Annotated in this window: 18 protein-coding genes and 1 tRNA gene; 4 read left to right on the top strand and 15 right to left on the bottom strand. The window is 66.0% G+C overall.

Annotated elements, in window-relative coordinates:
* Positions 1-5 precede the first annotated feature (5 nt).
* The 3 genes from I6F28_RS20695 to I6F28_RS20685 are packed head-to-tail and all read right to left on the bottom strand — an operon-like array spanning position 6 to position 3,770.
* Entirely contained in the window at positions 6-1,526 is a 1,521-nt protein-coding gene (locus I6F28_RS20695; RefSeq protein WP_225140774.1) for an amino acid ABC transporter permease, read from the bottom strand.
* Entirely contained in the window at positions 1,523-2,728 is a 1,206-nt protein-coding gene (locus tag I6F28_RS20690) for an amino acid ABC transporter permease (RefSeq protein ID WP_036027974.1), read from the bottom strand. Before I6F28_RS20690 ends, I6F28_RS20695 begins: the two co-directional genes overlap by 4 nt.
* Positions 2,729-2,753: 25 nt before the next feature.
* Positions 2,754-3,770, bottom strand: coding sequence for an amino acid ABC transporter substrate-binding protein (locus tag I6F28_RS20685; protein WP_035999559.1), 1,017 nt, complete (start codon positions 3,768-3,770; stop codon positions 2,754-2,756).
* Positions 3,771-4,167: 397 nt separating this feature from the next.
* Here I6F28_RS20685 and metC point away from each other — a divergent pair, with 397 nt between their 5' ends.
* Positions 4,168-5,352 carry a cystathionine beta-lyase gene (gene metC, locus I6F28_RS20680; protein ID WP_036039383.1) on the top strand — a complete coding sequence of 395 codons (1,185 nt, stop codon included), beginning with the start codon at positions 4,168-4,170 and terminating at the stop codon, positions 5,350-5,352.
* A gap of 65 nt (positions 5,353-5,417) precedes the next feature.
* Here metC and I6F28_RS20675 read toward each other — a convergent pair whose 3' ends face one another.
* The 6 genes from I6F28_RS20675 to I6F28_RS20650 all read right to left on the bottom strand — a co-directional run bounded on the left by I6F28_RS20675 (position 5,418) and on the right by I6F28_RS20650 (position 16,580).
* Positions 5,418-5,756 (bottom strand): lipid-A-disaccharide synthase N-terminal domain-containing protein, encoded by a 339-nt coding sequence (locus I6F28_RS20675; RefSeq protein ID WP_025036223.1) that lies wholly within the window; start codon positions 5,754-5,756, stop codon positions 5,418-5,420.
* Positions 5,753-6,490 carry a glycosyltransferase family 2 protein gene (locus I6F28_RS20670; RefSeq protein ID WP_036027971.1) on the bottom strand — a complete coding sequence of 246 codons (738 nt, stop codon included), beginning with the start codon at positions 6,488-6,490 and terminating at the stop codon, positions 5,753-5,755. The genes I6F28_RS20675 and I6F28_RS20670 overlap by 4 nt, the downstream gene beginning before the upstream one ends.
* A gap of 77 nt (positions 6,491-6,567) precedes the next feature.
* Entirely contained in the window at positions 6,568-7,413 is an 846-nt protein-coding gene (locus tag I6F28_RS20665) for a phosphatase PAP2 family protein (RefSeq protein WP_036027970.1), read from the bottom strand.
* A 1-nt stretch (position 7,414) separates the two neighbouring features.
* On the bottom strand, positions 7,415-9,157 hold the full coding sequence (locus I6F28_RS20660; protein ID WP_225140773.1) for an ArnT family glycosyltransferase: 1,743 nt from the start codon (positions 9,155-9,157) through the stop codon (positions 7,415-7,417).
* 50 nt (positions 9,158-9,207) lie between these two features.
* Positions 9,208-11,319: a penicillin-binding protein 1C gene (gene pbpC, locus I6F28_RS20655; protein WP_524536111.1), complete on the bottom strand. Its 2,112-nt coding sequence runs from the start codon at positions 11,317-11,319 to the stop codon at positions 9,208-9,210.
* 65 nt (positions 11,320-11,384) lie between these two features.
* On the bottom strand, positions 11,385-16,580 hold the full coding sequence (locus I6F28_RS20650) for an alpha-2-macroglobulin family protein (protein ID WP_225140769.1): 5,196 nt from the start codon (positions 16,578-16,580) through the stop codon (positions 11,385-11,387).
* Positions 16,581-16,996: 416 nt separating this feature from the next.
* On the opposite strand from I6F28_RS20650, the gene I6F28_RS20645 reads away from it, so the two are divergent.
* A tRNA-Arg gene (locus tag I6F28_RS20645) sits at positions 16,997-17,073 on the top strand.
* 79 nt (positions 17,074-17,152) lie between these two features.
* Here I6F28_RS20645 and I6F28_RS20640 read toward each other — a convergent pair.
* Both I6F28_RS20640 and I6F28_RS20635 read right to left on the bottom strand, forming a co-directional pair.
* The gene (locus I6F28_RS20640; protein WP_225136774.1) at positions 17,153-17,329 is read right to left on the bottom strand and encodes a hypothetical protein; all 177 of its coding nucleotides are present in this window, start codon (positions 17,327-17,329) and stop codon (positions 17,153-17,155) included.
* 124 nt (positions 17,330-17,453) lie between these two features.
* Positions 17,454-18,737, bottom strand: a complete 1,284-nt coding sequence (locus I6F28_RS20635; protein WP_225140758.1) for a hypothetical protein — start codon at positions 18,735-18,737, stop codon at positions 17,454-17,456.
* Between the two features lie 114 nt (positions 18,738-18,851).
* Here I6F28_RS20635 and I6F28_RS20630 point away from each other — a divergent pair, with 114 nt between their 5' ends.
* Positions 18,852-19,079: a DUF2171 domain-containing protein gene (locus I6F28_RS20630; RefSeq protein ID WP_025036201.1), complete on the top strand. Its 228-nt coding sequence runs from the start codon at positions 18,852-18,854 to the stop codon at positions 19,077-19,079.
* Between the two features lie 282 nt (positions 19,080-19,361).
* On the opposite strand, the gene I6F28_RS20625 is transcribed toward I6F28_RS20630, so the two are convergent.
* On the bottom strand, positions 19,362-19,553 hold the full coding sequence (locus I6F28_RS20625) for a hypothetical protein (protein ID WP_074447952.1): 192 nt from the start codon (positions 19,551-19,553) through the stop codon (positions 19,362-19,364).
* Positions 19,554-19,716: 163 nt separating this feature from the next.
* Here I6F28_RS20625 and I6F28_RS20620 point away from each other — a divergent pair, with 163 nt between their 5' ends.
* Complete coding sequence (locus tag I6F28_RS20620) at positions 19,717-19,878, top strand: hypothetical protein (RefSeq protein ID WP_035999590.1); 162 nt, start codon at positions 19,717-19,719, stop codon at positions 19,876-19,878.
* Positions 19,879-20,162: 284 nt separating this feature from the next.
* Here the strand turns inward: I6F28_RS20620 and I6F28_RS20615 are convergent, their stop codons facing one another.
* The 3 genes from I6F28_RS20615 to I6F28_RS20605 form a co-directional block, all read right to left on the bottom strand.
* Entirely contained in the window at positions 20,163-20,924 is a 762-nt protein-coding gene (locus I6F28_RS20615) for a hypothetical protein (RefSeq protein ID WP_225140756.1), read from the bottom strand.
* Between the two features lie 172 nt (positions 20,925-21,096).
* Entirely contained in the window at positions 21,097-21,333 is a 237-nt protein-coding gene (locus I6F28_RS20610) for a hypothetical protein (RefSeq protein ID WP_225112820.1), read from the bottom strand.
* Between the two features lie 76 nt (positions 21,334-21,409).
* Positions 21,410-21,646: a hypothetical protein gene (locus I6F28_RS20605; RefSeq protein WP_225140754.1), complete on the bottom strand. Its 237-nt coding sequence runs from the start codon at positions 21,644-21,646 to the stop codon at positions 21,410-21,412.
* Positions 21,647-21,655: the final 9 nt, after the last annotated feature.

Below are 21,655 nucleotides of genomic sequence, written 5' to 3'. Positions count from 1 at the left end.
CTCGATCAGTTGCGGCGGTGGGCGTTGAGGCGGTGCTCGACGAACAAGGAATAGCGCGACATGCCAAAGCAGAACAGGAAGTAGATGATCCCGGCGAAGGCGAAGCCGGTGAACGCCGTCGACGGCGTCGACCATTTCGGATCCGCGAACGAGGCGCGCAGCGAGCCGAGCAGATCGAACAGCGCCACGATCGAGACCAGCGAGGTGTCCTTGAACAGCGAGATGAAGCTGTTGACGAGGTTCGGAATGACGTGCCGCAGCCCCTGCGGCAGCACGATCAGCGAGGTCGTCTTCCACCAGGACAGCCCGAGGGCGGCGGCCGCCTCGCTCTGCCCGCGCGGGATCGCCGCCAGCCCGCCGCGGACGTTCTCGGCCTGATAGGCGCCGGTGAACAGCGCGATGCCGATCAGCGCACGCACCAAGCCGTCGACGGTGAAATTGCCGGGAAGGAACAGCGGCAGCATGTAGGTTGCGAAGAACAGCACGGTGATCAGCGGCACGCCGCGCCAGAACTCGATGAAGGCGATCGAGAAGATCCGGATCAAGGGAATCGTCGAGCGGCGGCCGAGCGCGAGCGCGATGCCGATCGGCAGCGAGGTGACGATGCCGGTGACGGAGACCACCAGCGTCACCAGGAGGCCGCCCCACAGATTCGTCGTCACGATCGGCAATCCGCCGTGGTCGAGGTCCATCAGCCTGATGACGATGGCGATGCCAATGAAGGTGGCGATGCTCGAGGCCAGAGCCCGCCCGCCGGTGCGAACGCCACCGCCGAGAACGAAGGCGATCAGGCAGACGATCGCGCCCGTGACGGCGAAATCTGCCCAGACCGGCTGGCCCGTGCCCTGGATATAATCGCGCAGCCAGGTGAGCGGAAAGATCAGCCAATGGATCACCGTGCCGAGCAGCACGATGAGGCTCCCGAGCACCCACAGCAGCGGACCGACCGCGGAGGTCCTGCCCGATGTGATCAGCGCTTGTCCGGCACCGACGATGCTCTCGTCGAACAATTGCAGCAGGCCGGCCGTCCAGCTCAGCCCGAAGCCCTTGATGCCGCCGCCGTGCAGCAGGAAGAACGCCACCACCGGAAAGGCGACGAAGAACAAGCCGGCATTCAGGCTCTTGGCCGGCAGCCGCGGAATGAGCAGCGGCAACAGCAGGACGACTGCGAGCAACAGCGTCAAGTTCACCCGCCAACGCTCGGCCTCGGGATAGAAGCCGTAGATGAGTTGCGGGAGCTTCGCCTGGATGTAGGGCCAGCAGGCGCCGACCGCAAAGCCGGCGTTCTCGGCGAGGCACGCGGTGCGGTCCTTACCGCTCCAGACCGCATCGACCAACAGGAACTTGACGGAGGGAACGATGGTGAACCAGAGCAGCAAGGCGCCGACGATCGTCAGCAGGATGTTGGTCGGCGAGTTGAACAGGCGCGTGCGCATCAGGCCGATGAAGCCCGTGGTCTTCACCGGCGCGGGACGCTCGGCGAGCAGGTCCTGGCGGACGAAGCTGGACGAGATGACATCGCTCATGCGCCGAGGCTCCGGCTGACACGCCAACCGTAGACGCTCATGATCGCGCTGGTCAGGAGCGAGATCAGGAGATAGACGCCCATCGTCATGGCGATGATCTCGATCGCCTGCCCGGTCTGGCTCAGCGACGTGCCGGCAAACACCGACACCAGGTCAGGATAGCCGATCGCGACCGCCAGCGACGAGTTCTTGGTGAGATTGAGGTACTGGTTGGTTAGCGGCGGCACGATGACGCGCATGGCCTGCGGCACGACGATGAGGCGGAGCGTGGCGCCGCGGCTGAGGCCGAGCGAAGATCCCGCCTCCATCTGCCCCTTGTGAACGGACAGGATGCCAGCGCGCACGATCTCGGCGATGAAGGCGGCGGTATAGGTCGCCAGCGCCACCGTCAGCGCCACGAATTCCGGGATGATGCGTGAGCCGCCGGCGAAGTTGAACCCCCTCAGCTGCGGCAGCTCGAAGGTGAAAGGCAGACCGAAGACCAGCATCGTGGCCAGCGGAAGCCCGAACAGCAGGGCCAGCACGGAAGGCCAGATGCGGATCACCTGCCCGCGCTGAAACAGCGCTCGCCTTGCGTAGACGCGCAGCGCCAGTGAGGCGACGATGCCGAGCGCCAGCACCGCCAGGAACGGCGCGAGACCGCTCTGACCGATCGGGCTGGGAATGACGAGGCCTCGATTGCTGATGAAGGCAATGCCGAACAGGGAAATGCTCTGCCGCGGATTTGGCAGGGCCGCGAGCACCGCCAGGTACCAGAACAGGATCTGGAACAGCAGTGGCAGGTTGCGGATGACCTCGACATAGATCTCGCCGACCCGCGACAGCAGCCAATTGGGCGACAGCCGGCACAGCGCGACGATGAAGCCGATCACCGTGGCGAAGACAATGCCCACCACGGAGACCACGAGCGTATTCAACAGTCCGACCACGAACACGCGCAGGAACGTGTCCGAGCCGGTATAGGAGATCAGGGTCTGGTTGACGTCGAAGCCGGCATTGTTCCTGAGGAAGCCGAAGCCGGCGGCGATGTGCTGGTTCTCGAGATTGGCCCGCGCGTTGGAGACGATCTCGTAGCCGATCCAGCCCAGGATCGCCGCGAAGGCAAACTGGACGGCAACGCCGTTCCAGCCTGCCTTGCCGCCCAGAATGCGCCGGATCTTCAGCGCGATCTGGGGCGGCGGTTTTCGAGCCTCGGTGCTCATGCCGCTGCCGGCCGATCAGGGCTGATCAGCGGATCGGCGGCGCGTACTGAAGACCGCCCTTGTTCCAGAGATTGTTGACACCGCGATTGATGCCGAGCGGCGAACCGGCGCCGACGGTGCGATCGAACACCTCACCGTAATTGCCGACGGTCTTGACGATCCGCACCACCCAATCCTTGGTCAGGCCGAGCTGTTCGCCGAAATTGCCGTCGCTGCCGAGCACGCGCTTCAGCTCGGGATTTTCCAGCTTCGCCTTCTCGTCGATGTTCTTCGAGGTCACGCCGAGCTCTTCGGCGGTGAGCATCGCGAACAGCGTCCATTTAACGATGTCGAACCACTGGTCGTCGCCGTGCCGCACCATCGGGCCGAGCGGCTCCTTCGAGATGATCTCGGGCAGCACCATGTGGTCGTTGGGGCTGGCGAGCTTGAGGCGGTTGGCGTACAGGCCCGACTGGTCGGTGGTGAAGACGTCGCAGCGGCCGGCCTCATAGGCCTTGACGGTCTCGTCGTTGGTGGCGAACGCGATCACCTCGTACTTCATGTTGTTGGCCTTGAAGTAGTCGGCGAGATTCTGCTCAGTGGTGGTGCCGGTCTGCACGCAGACCGATGCACTGTTGAGCTCGAGCGCCGAATTCACCTTGAGCGACTTCTTCACCATGAAGCCCTGCCCGTCGTAATAGGTCACGCCGGTGAAATTGGCGCCGAGCGAGGTGTCGCGCGAGATGGTCCAGGTGGTGTTGCGCGAGAGCACGTCGACCTCGCCGGATTGCAGCGCGGTGAAGCGGTCCTTGGCCGACAGCGGCACGAACTTGACCTTGGTCGGATCGTTGAAGATGGCGCCGGCAATGGCGCGGCAGACGTCGACGTCGATGCCGGTCCAGTTGCCCTTGTCGTCGGGCGAGGAGAAGCCCGGCAGGCCCTGGCTGACGCCGCAGGACAGCATGCCCCGATCCTTGACGGTCTTGAGCGTTTGCGCATCGGCGGCTTGGGCGGTGAGGCCGGCGGCGAGAGCAAGGGAGAGAGCCAGGGTTACGCGTTTCATGGGCTTTGGGCCTTTCAAGGTCGTCTCAAGGTCAGGAATGTTGTCTTAGGATCGTCTCTGCCAAACCAGGTCCTTCAAGAATCCGGCCTTGCAAGAGTCATGCTGGAAAACCTTGCCGAACACTCGCCGATCTCGGGAGCCCATACCTTCATCCCCGCCGCCGGCGCCCGCCATCTCTTGGCTGTGACGCGACGTCCGGTCAGGCAATGGATCGAAGGTCGCGGCAGGCCCCTCAACATGCGGCGACTGAATAGCACCTGCGCATCACAGAACGACTGGCGTTCCGGGTCAAGGGGTTGACGGGACTCTTCTGTGTTCTGTTATTAACGACCGCGGCCTTTCGGTCGGCCCAGGGGCGCGATGCGTCCGGTGGAAACGCGGTTTTGAAAGCAGGCGCATGGATTCTTCGTCCCCCCAAGAGCAGCACGCCGAGACCCGGCTGGTCACCTCCGGCCGCGACACCAAGGCGCAGAAGGGGTTCGTCAATCCGCCGGTCTTCCACGGCTCGACCGTGCTCTATCCGACCGCAGAGGACCTGCACGCCCATCGCGGCGAGTTCACCTACGGCCGTCACGGTTCCCCGACCACCAAGGCGTTCCAGGAGACGCTGATGGCGCTGGAGGGTCCGCAATGCGCCGGCGTCGGTATCGTGCCGTCGGGGCTGTCGGCGATTTCCACCACCCTGCTCTCGGTGCTCAAAGCCGGCGACCACATCCTGGTGGTCGACAACATCTATCGGCCCTCGCGCAATTTCTGCAACGGCATGCTCACGCGCTACGGCGTCGAGACCACCTATTTCGATCCGATGATCGGCGCGGGCATCGACAAGCTGTTCAAGCCCAACACCCGGGCCGTTCTGGTAGAGGCGCCGGGCTCGCAATCGTTCGAGATGCCCGACATCCGCGCCATCGCCGAAGTCGCACATGGGCGCGGCGCGCTCGTCATCGACGACAACACCTGGGCGACGCCGCTCTATCACCGCTCGCTGGACCAGGGCGTCGACATCAGCATGCAGGCCGCGACGAAATATATCGGCGGCCATTCCGACATCATGTTCGGCACCATCTCGGCCAACGCCAAGGCCTGGCCGATGATTGCCGAAGGCATCCGCTTGCTCGGCGTCTGTGCCGGCCCCGACGACGTCTTCCTGGCGCTGCGCGGCCTCCGCACGCTGTCGGTGCGGCTGGCGCAACATCATCGCTCCGGGCTCGAGATGGCGCGCTGGCTGGCGGCAAGGCCTGAGGTTGCGCGCGTGCTGCATCCCGGGCTGGAGACCGATCCCGGTCATGCGATCTGGAAGCGCGACTTCACCGGCGCCTCGGGCCTGTTCAGCATCGTGCTGAAGCCGGCGCCGCAGCAGGCGGTCGACACCATGCTCAATACGCTGAAGCTGTTCGGCATGGGCTTTTCCTGGGGCGGGTTCGAGAGCCTTGCAATTCCCTTCGATTGCGATGCCTATCGCACCGCGACCAAATGGGAGCCCGGCGGCCCGACGCTGCGTCTCCACATCGGGCTCGAGAGCACCGACGACCTCAAGGCCGATCTCGACCGCGGCTTCGCTGCCCTCAAAGCGGCCATGTGAGCATCAGGATTGGGCATCTCGCCTAGCAACGTGCCAGGCTTCAACAAGCGGAGCCGAACGCTGGATCAGCGGTCCAGCGTCTTCGAGGCGGTGCCGCGGTTCTTCCAGATCAGCATGATGTTTCTGATATAGATGATGGTCGCGAGCGACTGTCCGAGGATGATGACGGGCTCGCGCTTCACGACGCCATAGACCAGCGTCATCAGCCCGCCGCCCATCGAGCAGAACCAGAACGCCATCGGCACCACGCTGTTGCCGGCGCGCTCGCTCGCGATCCACTGCACCAGGAAGCGCGCCGTGAAGAACAGCTGCGCGACCAGGCCGAATGCCAGCCAGAAGTCGAACTTGGCGACGAAGACGTCATAGAGATAATTGCTCAGCGCCTGACCGTATTGAATGATCATGCGTCCACCTCGGTCACTTCTGGCGTCGGCTTCTTGCGGCGGATCAGCCACCAAACGCCGGCGAGATCCATGATGCCGATCCACAGCCGGTCGAAGAAACCATAGTTGGACACGCCCGAATGGCGCGGCCGGTCGATTACGTCGACATAGGCGATGTCGTAGCCTTCGCGGCGGACCAGGGCGGGAAGGAAGCGATGCAGCCCGTCGAAATAAGGCAGCATCAGGAAAACGTCACGCCGGAACGCCTTCAGCCCGCAGCCGGTGTCGCGCGTGCCGTCCTTCAGGATGGCGTTGCGAATGCCGTTGGCGACGCGCGACTGGAATTTCTTGAAGCCGGTGTCCTTGCGCCCGATCCGCTGGCCGGCCGCGAGCCCGACGCGCCCTGCTCCCTTCTCGACCGCCGCGATCAGGTCGGGCAGGAAGGCCGGATTGTTCTGGCCGTCGCCATCGAGTGTCGCCACGATCTCTCCGCGCGCCGCGCGCACGCCGCTGCGCACGGCCGCCGACTGGCCGCCCGATCTTGCATGGCGAAGCTGACGCAGATTGCTCTGCTGCTTCATGATGGCGCCAAGCCGCTCGCCGGTGGCGTCGGTCGAGCCGTCGTTGACGTAGATGATCTCATAGGGCCAGCGGCCATCGAGTGCCGCGCCGATCTCCGCGATCAGCGGCGCGATGTTGTCGGCTTCGTTGCGCACGGGAACAACGATGGACACCGAAGGCTGGGACGTCGACAAATCGAGGCTCGTGGTTGGAATTGACCTGCCCAAAGGACCTGCCCAAGGGAACCGGCGGTCCCGGCAGGCAGCCGCTTTTATGGGGCGGATGCCCGGTGGGCAACCCTTTTGAGGCGGTCGGAAAACGTCCCTGAAAGCGGCACGATGGTGCCGTCGGCGCGGATGGCAAATCCGAGCTTTCGGGCCGCGAACCAGTAATGAACGGCCATGGCGCCCACCGTTCCGACCAGAGCGCCGGCGACCACGTCGCTCGGATGATGCGCCAGCAACACCAGGCGCGTCAGCACGATCACGATTGCGTAAGTGAACATGAAGACGCGCAGACGCGGCCACAGTGCCGAGACGGCAAACGCCAGGGCGAACGCGGCCACGGCGTGGCCTGACGGCAGACTGGCATAAGCCCCCGTCCCCTCGAACGGGACGAAGTTGAACGGATTGGCCTTGCCCCCGACGAACGGACGTCCGCGGCCGATGACATATTTCAGGATCTCGGCGACGAAGGCTGACACGGCAACCGACAGAAACAGGAATTGCAGCCGCGTGCCGAAGCCGAGCAGCAGCGCGCGGCGGCTCCCACGCAGCCCGGCCGCGACGAGCGCCAGCACCACCAGCGCAGCCCCCAGCACCGAGAGGATATACTCGTCCTTGCCGAAATCGGTGAGGATGCGGATCGGCCACAGGCTCGGCGTGCCGCGCGGCGGCATCAGCAGGATCTCGGTCTGATCGAACGCGACCATCAGCACGATGACGAGCGCTGCACCCGCCGCGGCAAGCCACAGCGAATGCCGCGCCAGCTTCCGGGCGGCCTCGGCGCGGCGCGAGTGCGAGGGCGACCGCACGAGCTGCGCCAGCGCGCGCCAGGACACCGCTAGCAATTGCGCAGGATAGCCGGCATGCGCTGCAACGTCGGTCAGAGCCCGCATCCTATTCGGTACCTTCCGATCGGAAGATCGAGATCGAGATCGCGCGCCCTTGCGAGAAGTTATAGCCGTCGATGCGCGCGCCGACCTTGTAGCGCAGCCCGATCGCCTCGGCACGCTGCACGAAGCTGCGCTCCGAGCGCTGCTCGATCAGCGCGAAGCGGCAGCTGCCCTGCCGCAGGAAGTCCGCCGCACCGGAGCCGTCGGTGAGCAAGGTCCGGGTGCCCGCCAGGAAGACGAGGCTCGGCTCGTGATAACCGGCCGCAGCCGCCTTCGGTCCGACGCAGGTGACGTTGCGAAGCGCGCGCGCGATCTCGATGCTGGGAAACAGCGGGGTCAGCGACGGCAGCACGATGCCGTAAATCGTCACAGCGAGCATCAGGCCTGCGACCAGGGCGTTGAGAAACGAGCGCTCGGCGCGGTTGGTATCGAACAGCCACCAGGCGAACAGACCGAAGATCAGCGCGGCCGCGATGAACGGCCAAGCTACGAAAGCGGGCTGCCGCGTCAGTATCACCGAGCCGACCACCGCGATGATGGAGGCGGCTGCGGGGATCGCGAACCACCAGGCCGAGCCGCGCATCAGCCAGGAGCGCGACAGCACGCGCCGCTCCACCGCGCCGGCGGTGAGGATCGCGATCGCGGGATACAGCGGCAGCACGTAATGCGGCAGCTTGGTCAGCACCGCCTCGAACACGATCCAGGACGGGATCAGCCAGGCCAGCAGGAACTGCGCACCGGGCTCGCGGCGGGCCCGCCACACCGCGGGCGCCGCCATCGCCGCCAGCGGCGCACCTGGCCAGAACGTGATCCAGAACAGCGCCAGGTAAAGTCCGGGCGGTGCGCCGTGGGATTCCTGGGCGCCAAGCTTGCTCAGCATGTCGCCGCCGACGGAGGTGGTGAAGAAGGTCTCGCCCGCGCGCCAGAAGATCGCGACGAACCAGGGCAGCACCAGCACCAGCATCCACATCAGGCCCCAGACAGGCCGCAGCTTCCACAGCCAGGAGGCGTCGCGGTCCTGGATCGCGAGCGCGACGATGGTCAGGCCTGCGAACATCAGGATCAGCGGCCCCTTGATCAGGATGCCCGCAGCAAGCGCGGTCCAGAAGATCGCGGGCCAGCTCCAGGGCGGATGCGTCTCGTCCTCGGCGCGCTGCCAGGACAGATAGGCCCGCGCCATCGCGCCCATCGCGGCAACCACGCAGAGCAGCAGCACGGCGTCGGTCTTGGCCAGGCGCGCCTCGACGCCGAGCAGCACCGAGGCGCACATCATCAGCGCAGCCAGAACCGCGGCGCGCCGCGTGACGAAGCCGAGCGCGGCCCAATACGTCATCAGCACGGCGCCGATCGCGCCCATCAGTGACGGCAGCCGGTAGACCCAGATGCGCAATTCGGCCTTCGGCAGCTTGAGCATCGAGGCGGCTTCGACGGTCGCCGATTGCAACCAGTAGATGCCGACCGGCTTCTTGTAGCGGACGTCCTCCTGAAAGCGGATGTCGACATAATCGCCGCTCTCGACCATCTGCTTGGTGGCCTGGGCAAACCGTGCCTCGTCGCGGTCGATCGGCGGGATGGTGAAGAAGCCCGGCAGGAACAGCAGCAGCGCACACAGCACCAGGAAGCCGACCGCGCGCGGGTGGCTGGCCGTGACGATGTCGAGCATGCGCACGAGCCCGCTGCCCGGATTTGTGGGCGATTTCGACTCGCGGGGGGCACCAAAACGGGGGCTGGGGTAGGTGTCGGCCATTGGTTCCGCTTACGCTGAAACCGCCATGGCCACAACCGCTTAAGGCAGGGTCATTGAATTCGAATGACGACTGTGTCCGCGGCGCCCGTGGCGTCGATCACGGTGAGCCGTGCAAAGCCCGGGCCGGGCGGATCGATCAACCGATGACGGCGGCCGTCGATCTCGCCGAGCGCGGTGCCGTTAACCATGACGGTCATGGGCAGCACGCCGCCGGCGACCTTGACCGGCATAGCCGCGCTCTCCCGGCCACCCGATCGATCGACGTCGATCCGCGAGCCGTTCAGCGGAAATTGGATATGCAGCGGCTGCTCGCCCCCGCTTCGCACCAGTTCGCCGACCGGACGGAACCGCTTCAAGGGCAGCGGCAGCTTCGCGTTGCTTGCGACCAGGGTTCCCTTGGGCGGCTTCGGCAAGGCGGCCAGCGTCTTGCCGCTGCGGGCGAAGGCATCGAACAGGATGGGCGCGGCGGCGACGCGTCCGATCAGGCCGGGAACCGGCGCTCCGTCCGGACGGCCAACCCAGACGCCGATGGTCATGCGACCGTCGAAGCCGACCGACCAGGCGTCGCGATAGCCGTAGGAGGTGCCGGTCTTGAAGGCGATGCGGTTGTGGGCGGCGTTCTCCGGCGGGGGCGTGCCGAGCAGGACGTTGCCGACCTGCCAGGCTGCGACCTGATCCAGCAGCCGCAGCGGCTCCCGCTCGTCCTTGGCCGTGACGATCTCGCGCAACGGCTTGGTGGTCCCAAGGCGGGCAAAGCCGGCATAGAGCTGGGCCAGATCCTGCAGCGTCACGCCGACGCCGCCGAGCCCCATGGCGAGGCCGGGCGCTTCGTCCTTGGGCAGGACGAGGTTGCCGCCGGCCTGCCGCAGCCGCGAGGTCAGCCGGCTCGAGCCGACGCGGTCGAGCAGCACGATGGCCGGCACGTTCAGCGACAGTTGCAGAGCCTTCCTCACCGGGACCGTGCCCTGGAAAGTCATGTCGAAATTTTCCGGCGCATAGGAGCCGAAGCGGACCGGGCGGTCGTCGATCAAGCTGTCGGGATGGACAAAGCCGTCCTCGAAGGCGAGCCCGTAGATGAAGGGCTTGAGCGTCGAGCCGGGTGAGCGGATGGCGCGGGTCATATCGACCTGCCCCGCCCGGCTCTCGTCGAAATAATCGGCCGAGCCGACACGCGCGAGCACGTCGCCGCTCTCATTGTCGACCACGACGATTCCGACCGAGATGTTCGGACCCAGCGCAATTGCGCGGTCGCGCGCCAGCGGCTCCAGCACCTTCTGCAAGGTCGCATCGAGCGTCAGCTTGATGATCGGCGCGTCCTTGACCGTCGACTGCGCGGCGTCGGAGGCATGCGGCGCCAGGATCGGCATCGGCCTGCGCAGTTTCGGCACCGGCATCGCTTTGGCCTGATTGGCGTCGTCGGCGCTGACCACGTGCTCCTCGACCATGCGGTCGAGCACGCGGTCGCGCGCCTTGCGCGCAGCCTCCGGAAACCGGTCGAGCCGGCGTGTCTCCGGCGATTGCGGCAGCGCGACCAGCAACGCGGCCTCCGCCAGCGACAGCCGCTTCGGCTCCTTGCCGAGATAGGAGATCGACGCCGCGCGGATGCCTTCGAGATTGCCGCCATAGGGCGCCAGCGCCAGATAGAGATCGAGGATCTGCTCCTTGCTCATGCTGCGTTCGATCTCGATGGCACGCACGATCTGCCGCAATTTTGCGTAAAGCGAGCGCTGCCGCCGCGGCTCCATCAGACGGGCCAGCTGCATCGTGATGGTCGAGCCGCCCGAGACGATGTGGCCGCGCGTTCCGAGCTGCAAGGCGGCGCGTCCCAGGGCGAGCGGATCGATGCCGCCATGGGCGTAGAAGCGCTGGTCCTCATAGGCGAACAGCAGTTTCAGGTAGGTCGGATCGACGTTGGTCCTGGCATCGACCGGCAACCGCCAGCGCCCATCCGCCATCGCATAGGCGCGCAGCAGCTTGCCGTTGCGATCGATGATGGTGGTTGAGACCTGGCGGGCTTCGTCGAGCGGGAGCGGGCCGAGCGAGTAGACCCAGCCAACGAAGCCGATGATGGCGAGGATAAAGGTGAGCGCGGCTGCGGAGAGAAGGCGAAAGGCGATCCGCCCCCTCCGCCCGTCATGGCCGGGCTTGACCCGGCCATCCACGCCAACACCCACCGCCGGCGCGGCCGTGGATGCCCGTGTATGTGGCTCGACCTCGCTCATCTCACTCACTTCGCCGCCCGCACCTCGACACTGCCCGTGCCGGTCCGGCCATAGCGCGAGGGATTGTACATGTCCTCGACATAGGCCTGCGGCAGCACGTATTTGCCGGGCGAGACCGCGCGCACGACATAGGCGAGCGTGAAGACCGACTTGGAATCCGAGGCCCGGTCGACGGCCGCGGTGAAGCGGTCGTCGCGGAATTCGGTATGTTCCGGCTCCTCGCCGTCCTCGATCCAGTCCAGCGTGCCGCTGTCGCCGGACGACACCAGGTTCGGATTGTCGATCTCCAGGCCCGCCGGCAGATAGTCGGACACCATGATGTGGCCGTACTCGGGCTTGGCCTCGGTGATCTTCAGCACCACCGCAAAGCGCTGGTTCTGCTTGACCTTGCTGATGTCCGCGGGCTTGCCGTCGAGCGTATAGTAGCCGCGCTCGATCTTGAAGCCGTTGGACGCCGCCGGCTCCGGCGTGACCGGCGAGCCCGACACCGAGACGACCGCCTGCACCGGCGCCTCGCCGGTGTTGGTGATCTTCAGCGGCTTGCCGCCCAGCGTGTCCGCCTTGTAACTGCGGTACAGCGCAGTCTTGACCGGCTGCCCATCGACCTCGATCGAGAGGTTCTCCTTGGCGAGCGCCCGTGCCGCCAGCACCAGCCACGCATTCTCCTGCGTGGAGGTGTAGGGCGTCAGCCCACGGGCGGTCTCGACCCGCGACACCGCCTGCGTCAGCGTCGCCCTCGGCGCATTGCCTTCACTGGCGAGCGACACCAATGCTGCGGCATCGCGCAGCTGCGAGCCGTAGTCGGTGCGGCCGAATTCCAGCGCGGGCTTCGGCGCAAGGCTGTCGAGCGCCGCGCCATAGACCCGTTCGGCGCGGTTGCGGTCGCCGACCAGGGCCAGCGCCGCGGCAAGCTGCGATTTCGCGATGGGTGTCGCGAGGTTGGCGAGCTTGGTGTCGGCGAGATAGCGGAGATCGCCGATCGGGGCTGCGCCATTGCGGGCGAGCACATAAAGGCCGTAGGCGAGATCGCGGCCGCCGTCCTTCTCCGGCTCGTTGGCATTGACGACGGAGTTGCGGATACGGTCCAGCGCGTTCTTGAACAGCACGTCCGGCACCGCAAAGCCCTTCTCGCGGGCGCGGGTGAGGAAGTCCGTCACGTAGGCATCGAGCCAGGCATCGTCGCCGCCGGCCAGCCACAGGCCGAACGAGCCGTTCGAGCCCTGGCGCGCCAGCAGCCGCTCGATGGCGTCGCGGATGCGCTGGTCGACCTCGGTGTCCATGGCAAGATGCGCGCCGGCCGCGAGCTCGTTGACATAGAGCAGCGGCATCGCCCGGCTCGTGATCTGCTCCGAGCAGCCATGGGGATAGCGGTCGAGCGCCTTCAGGATCGTTGCCGCGTCGAGCGCGGTCGACAGGCTGGCCGAAACTGAGACAGCGCCGGTGCCCGGCACGAGATCGGAGAACATGTCCGAGGTCAGCGTCAGGCTCTCGCCCTTCGCCAGCGTCCGGATCGAGCGCCGCGCCAGCACCTGCGTCGCCGGCTTGACGTCGAACGCATAGTGACGCACCAGCGCGAGGCCATTCGGGCCCTTGATGTCGACGTCGAGCGTCGCCTGCCCCGCCGCGGTCGCATCGAGCGCGAGCGAGACCGAATTTCGCTGCTTGGCGGCGAGCTTCACCGTGGTTGCGGGATTGCCGGTCATCTTCACCGGGCCGCCCGCCTTCACGTTGATGACGTAGTCGCCGGCCTGGCCCTCCACATTGTCGATCTCGAGATTGACCGAGCCGCGGTCGCCATTGAGCAGGAAGCGCGGCAGCGTCGCCGTGAGCACGACGGGATCGCGGATCACGACGTCGGTGTTGGCGCGGCCGAGCTTGGTCGCGGTCCACGCCACCGCCATCACGCGCGCGGTGCCGGCGAATTCCGGAACATCGAAGCTCACTTCGGCCGAGCCGTCGGCGGCGACCGTGACGATGCCGGAATAGAGCGCGAGCGGCTTCTGCGTGGGCGGCGAGCCCTGGAGCTCGCCACCGGCGTCGCCGCCGGACTTGATCTGGCCGCGCGTGCCGGACATGCCGTCGATCAGCTGCCCGTAGAGGTCGCGGATCTCGGCGCTGAGGCGACGCTGGCCGAGATAGTAATCGTCCGGCGCCGGCGGCTTGTAATTGGTGAGATTGAGGATGCCGACGTCGACCGCGGCGATGACGACCTTGGCGTCCTCGCCCGGATTGAGTCCATCGAGCTTGACGGGGATCTTCAGCGTCGAATTCGGCCGGATCAGCGAAGGCGGCGACAGCTTGACCTGCAAGGTGCGAGCCTGCTTGTCGATGCCGAACCATTTCAGCCCGATCGCACGGCCAGGCATGCGCTGGGCGGCGGCATCGAGCGGACGGCGCAGCGTCGCCACCACATAGGCGCCGGTGCCCCAATCCTTGCCGATCGGGAGCTTGACCTGCGCGGTGCCTTCCTTGACATCGATGGTCTGCGTCGTCAGCAGCCGCTCGCCGAGCACGTTGATGGTGAGCTTGCCGGCGCTGCGGACGTTGACGGACACCGTCATGGTGTCGCCTGAGGCGTATTGCGGCTTGTCGATCGAGGTCTCCAGCAGGTCCGGCGTGTCAGCGCTGCCGTCGGAGTACCAGCCGACGTCGAACTGCACCGAGGTCACCGGGCCGTCGGCCTCGTTCGACTTGACGTCGAGCCGGTAGCGGCCGGGCTCCGGCGTGAGCGAGAGCCGCGTCGGCTTGTCGACCGTAACAGTGACGTCGCCGTCGGCGACGCGCGAGGTCGACTTGACCGGCTCGTACTCCCAGTAATTGTTCTGGCGGTACCACTGGTAGCGCGACTCGATCTTCAGGAGCTCATAGCGCAGGCCGTCGCGGCGCAGCTTCTCGCCCTCCGGCGAGACGAACACGACGTCGAACTCGGCCTTGTCGCCCTCCGTGACGTTCTTGTCGCCGAACAGCGGCTTGATGCCGATCTGCGCCGTTGCCGGCGCGACCGGCAGCACGATCATGCGCTCGACGGCGCGGCCGCCGGTCTCGACCATGCGGACGAAGATCTGCGCCTCCTGCGGGCGCGTCGAGGCCGGCTGCTTGTCCAGCGTCACCGGGAAGGTCGCAACGCCATGGGCGTCGGCCTCGGGCAGGTTCTCCAGCGGCGTGCGCTCGTTCGAGGTGCTCTCCTCGTCGTCGACGCCGAATTTGTAGCCGGCAAAGCCGGGCCGCTCGGCCGCGGGCGCGATCAGCATGTCGCCTTCGAGCTGCAGGCCCGAGGCCGGTGCGCCATAGAGGAAATGACCGTCGGCCTTAAGCTCCACTGGAGCGTTAGCTTTGATCAGCTTGTCCTTGGCGGACAAGTCGAATTCGATCCGATCGGGGACGTAATCCTCGACCATGAAGGTGGTCTCGCCGACCGAAGCTCCCTTCGGATCGGTGAAGGCGCGCACCCGCCAGGTGCCGGTCGGTACGGCCGAGTTGAGCGGCACGGACAGCGTGCGGCCGCCGGCGCCCTGATCGGCCAGCACGGCACGGCGATATTCGACGCCGTCGGGGCGCTCGACCACCAGCGTCATCGGCCCGCCGGTGACGGCATTGCCCTGCCCGTCGCGGAGCAGCGCGGTGAGGAAGACGGTCTCGCTGGAGCGGTAGACGCCACGCTCGGCGTAGACGAAGGCATCGGCGCCGGCGGGCACCGCGCGCCCCGAAACGCCGCGGTCGGACAGGTCGAAGGCCGACGTCTTCAAGCTCAGGAAGGCATAATCGGCCTTCTCGCCGGTCACCGTGAGCATCGCCGGCGACAATCCGCCCTCGCCGCGCGCAAGGCCGGCCTCGAACAGCACGTGACCGGCATCGTCGGTCTTGCGAGTCGCCAGGATCTCGTTGTTGCGCGCGACCAGGCGCACCTCGGCCTTGCCGACCGGGTCGGTCGACGCCAGCGAGTTGACGAAGACATGAATGCCGTCATTGCCGGAATAAGCGGCGATGCCGAGGTCGGAGACGATGAACCATTGCGTGGCGAGCTGGTAGTCCTCGTCCGAGGCCCTCGCCGCGGCCGTCATGACGTAGACACCGGGCTGGAGCTCGCCGAGTGCCTGGTCGACCGGGAAGGCCGTGGTGACGTCCTGGTTCAGCGTCGTCGCAGTCGCAAGCTCGCCGGTCCACACCTTGACGCCGCGCTCGTCGCCGAGCTCGCTGAGCTGGTACTTCGACAGCGTCCTCTGAAAATCGCTGTCCACGACCGTGTTGATCAGGTTGCGGTCTCCGATCCGGAACACGTTGATGCTGACTGAGGGCGTGTTGACGCTGACGACGGGAATGCCGCGCTGGCCGGTCCGCGGCAGCACATAGGCGCGGCTGGTGAAGCGCACGAACGGCTTGCGGTCGCGCACATAGATGTTGAACTCGGCCGATTTCGGCAGCCCCTCCTTCACGGACGACGGCAAGCCGGCGCGCAGGTTGATGTTGTAGCGCTCGCCGTGCTTCAGCCCGTCGACGCAGAGCTGCTTGCCTTCGGCCGACAGCGCCGGCTTGTCCTGGCCTGCAAGCGCCAGGAACGGCGCGAAGTCGGTGCGCTTGGCGAGCTCCTCGGAGAACTGGAAGCAGGCGCGCGGGCTCGCCGAGTCCGAGTCGACGGTATAGTCGAGCAGCCGGAAGCCGTGCTCGTCGCGCATCTTCTCATATTGGCCGCGGACCTCGGCGACCTCGCGCATGTCGAGCGACAGCCGCAGCGCATCCAGTGCCGGCCGCCACAGCTTGCGGTCGGCCAGCGCCTTGCCGAGCACGGCGAGCGCGTCGGCCTCCTCGCCCGGATTGCCGGCGCGCATGTAAGCGATATAGGCCGCCGTCGAGGCGCGCTCCAAAAGGAAGGTCTGCTCGCTCGAGCTCTTCGGCGAGATCTGGAAGATGACCTTGGCGAGCCGCAGCCAATTGCCGGCATCCTCGGGCGTGGTCGCGGCGATCTGGCCGAGCACCGAAAGGCCGGTGCGGTAATCATTGCGCCGGAAGGCGGCGTCGGCGTCCGTCTTCAGCGTCGCATTGGTCTTGGCGATCGGTCCCGCCTCGCTCTTGATCTGGGCCTCCAGCTTGATCGCGGAATCGGCGAGGTCGTCGCGTTTGAACGCCTTGTCGGCGGCCTGCGCGGTGACAAGGCCGAGCGCTAGCGCGGCGCAGATTGTGACGGCGCGAACGAGACCGATCATTGAAGACTCCCGGAAAGCGCGGACGAACGCCGCGGCGGCAAATGAAATGCGCGGAAAGGTGACGGACTCAAGGCGATGGAACCAGAAGGTGCAAAGCGTCGCTTTCGCCATGACAGAGGTAAGCCCAGAGGAGGCCAAGATATCGCCACGCACGCCGTCCTGATGGCGCAGCACTACCTGACCAGTCGACCGGCGGCCGTGCCCCGGAAGCTGTTCAGCGTTCCCGGCGATGTGATCCATCGTCCAGTCCGCTGCCGCTCAACCCGGCACCCTGACACCCCACCGTTCCGCTTTGTCGCCGCACTGAGGAAAACGGTTCGGTTCAGACTTGGCGAAACACCAGTTTTTTCATATTGGCATGCTACATGAACGGCCAGCCGCCCAATCCGGGCGGCTCAAGACGGCCGGCTCAAGACGGTCCCGTAGCTCAACTGGATAGAGTAGCGGATTTCTACTCCGCGGGTTGCAGGTTCGAGTCCTGCCGGGATCGCCAGCTCGTTGCCTCGCCGCCGCTGTTCACGAACGCGTGGGTAACCATATGCCGGCCTTTGAACGGCGCCGATCAGCCCTATCTAAGCGCCGGGTGAGACGCGCCCGATAGGTTTGGGAATGCAGCAATCCGAATTGACGAGAATGGCGATCGCATCTGCGGTCGCGGTCGTTGCGATCTCGTATTTGGCGGTCGACGCGGGCTTGGTGAGCACCAATGCGGTCACGAGGCCCATCAAGGTGGTCCAGGCCTCGATCATTGGCGCCGCAACGGGACAACGTCAGCCTGCATTTGCAGTTGAGGACTGGGCGCGCCGCGGTCACGACAAGCCGCGACTCGAATATTGCCTGGCGGTCGACTGATCGACGCGCCCGCCCTCCGGTCTATCCACAGCCTGCCCGCTGATGACCCCGCCACCACCGCGCAATGGCCGCGGTGAGATCGTCCCACACCTCCGTCGGCAGGTCCGGAATAGCCACCCGGACGCTGTACTGGTCCGTCGTCGCGTCGTGAAACCACTCGATCGCGGCGAAGTCGAAGCCGAAGCTGCCGGCGTGGCGGATGGGAAAGCCCGCGCGGCGCAATTCGCAGCTCATGTCCTCGGCAGCCTGCCGTGCTGCCGCCTCGTCGAGCGCGCGCCTTCCGCGAAGAGTCACGTAGAGGCCGTGAGCGAAGCGAAGCTGAGCCGAGAGCGCCGGGATCTCGGCGGCAAAGCATCGCGCCGAGCTTCGGCCGTTGCGCAAGATCGCCGCCACGCGCCGCTTCGTCAGCGCCCAATACGCCGCGCTGCCCGCGAAGGGCGGGAAGTGGGCCGGCAATGCCGCGCCGCCGAGCAGCCGCACTGCGTTGCGCGTTTCGAAAGCGAGACGTGACCATTCAGCGTCCCCTGCCCGCGGTGGACGCTCATGCCCGTGCACGAAGACGGCCGAGCCGAGGCGGCCATATTCCGCTCCGAGCGAATCGAGCTTGTTGTGGCTTCGCACCAGCACCAGCGCAATTCCGTGTCGCCTGGCCCACCCCACGACGCGCCTGATGCGGCCCGACCTGCCGGCGAAGCACGTCGTATCGAAAATCAGGAGATCGAGGCCCGAGCCGTCACGGCGCAGCACTGCCTCGATGGCGCCGGCGACGGAGCAGGAATCCAGCAGCAGGATCCGCGGCGAGCTCACCCGTGCAAGCGCATCGCCGAGCGGCAGCGGCAAGGGTTCGATCCGCAAATGCGGCATGAAGCTTCGGATCAGCTCCAGCGTCTCGCCATAGCAGCCTGGCAGCACCAGGATATCCGCCTTCGCGACGATCCGCGCGGAGGCGAGCAGCACCGCGGAGATCGCCGCCATCCCCGAGGCAGTGTAGATCGCCGTGCTCGTGCAGCCGCCGTCGAGCTCGTAGAACGACGGACCGCGTACCGTGAGATCGGCCCGCTGGTAGTCGTAACTGAACTCGAACGGCCCGCTGGCGGGATCGGCCGTGTGCGACCAGGCGGTCTCGGTCGCCTTCCACTCGTGTAATTCATGCTCCGCCCTGAGCGCGGCAGTGATCTGGAATTTGGACCTGACGACGTCATCGACGGAACGCGGCGACGCCAAATCGAGCGGGTTTCTCAGGCCGTCGTTCAACAGCCTGAGTTCCCAGTGCTTGCGTTCCAGATAGGCCCGAACGGTCTCCATCGCGCTTCTTGACAGATCCAATCAGGCGTCAACGTCCGGAAATCCCAACGGGTCCAACGTGCCTGCTGCAACGAACCGGCGCCTTCGCAGTTGAAGCCATGCAAGGAGGACAGCATGGCTGACATCAGAGAGCACATGAAGATCATCGGCAAGGACGGCGCACATGTCGGCACCGTCGATCGTCTCGAGGGCAACCGCATCAAGCTGACGCGCAAGGACAGCCCGGAAGGTCACAAGGACCATCATCACTACATCGACACGAAATATGTCGGCGCCGTCGAGGGCGACGTGGTCAAGCTGTCGGTGAATGCCGACGCCGTCCCGAAGACCGAAGCTGCGTAAAACACTGAGCCCCTGCGGGGGCTTTTTGTTTGTTCACGGTCCGACTCCGCTTCGTTCGCGAGTACGAATCGCGACTGCAATTCGATTGCGCGGAGCATTCGTTAACGATGACTTTCTGCGGAAGGTCGCTGCAATGCGATCGGATTTCAGCGCTGCGGATTGACCGGGAACGAATGCGCGATCCGCGCGTTGGATGACCGAACTGAGTGGTGCCGACCCGCCAGCCCCGGTCGGCTTTGAAGGACCCCGTGCTTGTCCCCCGAGCACGGGGTTTTTCTCATCTCAGCGCTCTCGGGCCAAAGGCCTGCGCCCGGCTGGATGCGAGGGGCCGGCTTGCTCATCGTGCAGATCGCGGGCGAGCTCGTGCCATGCCAGGGCCAGCTGGATCAGCCGTTGCCTGTCGGCACCCTCGGCCTCCGCGGCGCGCTTCATAGCGGCCTCGGCCTCATGTTGCGGATCGTACTCGGTGTACATGCGCAGACTCTAGCCGGCCATCTGGACGAGTGCGTGGCAATTTCGTCCGTATGATTGCGGGGTAACGACCAGCCTTCCTGCACCGGTCTGTGAACCACGTCACAGCCTGTCCGCGACATCTCCGCTAAACTACGTGTCCAGGCTTCATGGGTGATGTCCGGTCATGACACGCAAAGCAGCAACCGAAGTCATCGTCCCGAGGCAGCGACATCGCGCGGACCTGCTCGGCATCGCCTATCTCGGCACCATCGGCGTCGTCATGGTGGCCTGGATCGCGGGCCTGGTCTGGGCCTCGATCGCATTCTTCGATTGGCTCGTGTCCTGACCGACCAAGGCATTGGCCTGCCAGCTGATCGCCGTTTTAGAGCAGGTAGGGCAACGCCTGCGAGAGTTTAATTCCGCCGCAAACGATCATGGCCCAGAGCGCCACGCTGATCTGGATGGCATCCAGCATGCACCACATCCCCCGCGAATCATCCCGTCATTTTTCTTTGAAATTGACGTGAGGGGGCGACGAGCACCAGAGCCAATTCATAGCAACCGCCGGCGTGCAAAAGGATGAGGCGGGCCCGAAGCCCGCCTCCAATGGTCCGATCCTGCCTGCAAAACTCAATAGCAGGCGCGGGGATCGGCCTGCACATATTGGCCGTTCGGATAGCGGTAGTAGCAGGTGCCCTGCGCCCAGTAATAGCCGGGCTGGGACGCTGCGGTCGCGCCAGCAATCGCGCCCGTCGCGCCGCCAAGAACCGCGCCTGCGGCGGCCCCGGTTGCATTGCCCGAGATCAGTCCGCCCAGCAGGCCGCCGACGAGCGCGCCGCCGAGCGCGCTGGCGCCGGGATCGGCCGGCGGTGGCGGCGGCGGAGGTGGCGGCGCATAGGCCACCGGAGGCCGGGCGTAGACCACCGGCACGTCGTCGATATAGTCCTCTGAAATGTAGGCGGGCGGGCCGGCCATACGCTGCGGATAATAATACCAGACGCCGCCAACGTCCCACCACCAGCCGGATCGGCCATGGCGGACGTCGTGGCGCCAGCGTCCACCCTCCCAGGCAAGGTTGCCGCGATAGGTGTGCCCACCCCAATCACGTGTGGGAGCAGGACCGCGCGCGACGTGACGTCCGGGCGGCGGGCCCCCGGCGTTGTGACCCGCATGGGGCTGACCGCCGGGCTGCGCAGGCCTGGTCGCTTGCTGCGGCGGAGGGCCCTTGCGCATGGGCGAATTGGCCTGTGGCGGCGCGCCTGCTGCCGGCCCGGCCGGCGGTTGGACGACCTCTTGCCGGGACCTGGCCTCTTGCGCCTGCGCCGACAGCGCGAGCAGCGACGTGGCCGAAACCAAGGGAATGAAGATCTTCAGATGTTTGGACGCACTCATGCGTGCTCGCCCCCTGCTCTCATGGCCGTGAATCCCGGGCGCGATCGGCGAATCGCCGCGCGCCGGGCTGATGCCGGCCGAAATCACTGCCGTGCTTGATCGGCTAAGTCCCGTTACAAATGATTAAGATCAGGGCATTTTTTCGGCCCCATGGCCATGCTGTAGAGCGCGCCTAGCGAGCCGGCTCGATCACATTGCAATTGCTTCGCCCGGACATCAGACAATCCTGCATCTTGCTGGCTGCCGTCAGATCCCGGGCAAGCCACCAGCCGACGCCGAGGATCACGACCGCGATGATCAATCCTGCCAGCGCGCCGCGGCGGTCGCCGCCGGACGGAGGCTTGGGCTGACGGTTCGGTCGAGGATGGGGCTCCTCGCCCAGTTCGGATCTGGACTCTGGCTTCGACATGGCCGCCTGGTCACGATGGCGCGCTGGCTTTACCACCTCTGCGGCGTCGCGTCACATCCAGATCGTCCGGCCCAATTCAGCCCCGGGTCTGCTGGATTGCATCCTTGCGCAAGGTTTCGACCGCCGGAATTGCCTCCTGAACGCGCGGTGCGCAACTCGTGAGCACGAATGCGGTCTGGGTGCATTCCCAATCCGCTCCCAGGACCGCACTTTCAACCGGCTGCGGACGAGCCAGCAGCAGCGCGGCGCCGGTCACGCCTGCCAGGGCGACGGCAATCGCGAGCGCCTTCAGGCTTGGTCTTGAGATTGTCATGCCCGTGCT

Source organism: Bradyrhizobium sp. NBAIM14, from assembly GCF_020193895.1.
GTDB classification, from domain to species: Bacteria; Pseudomonadota; Alphaproteobacteria; order Rhizobiales; family Xanthobacteraceae; genus Bradyrhizobium; species Bradyrhizobium yuanmingense.
Note: the sequence above shows the minus strand (reverse complement) of the source record. Positions and strands in the feature narration are given on the sequence as shown.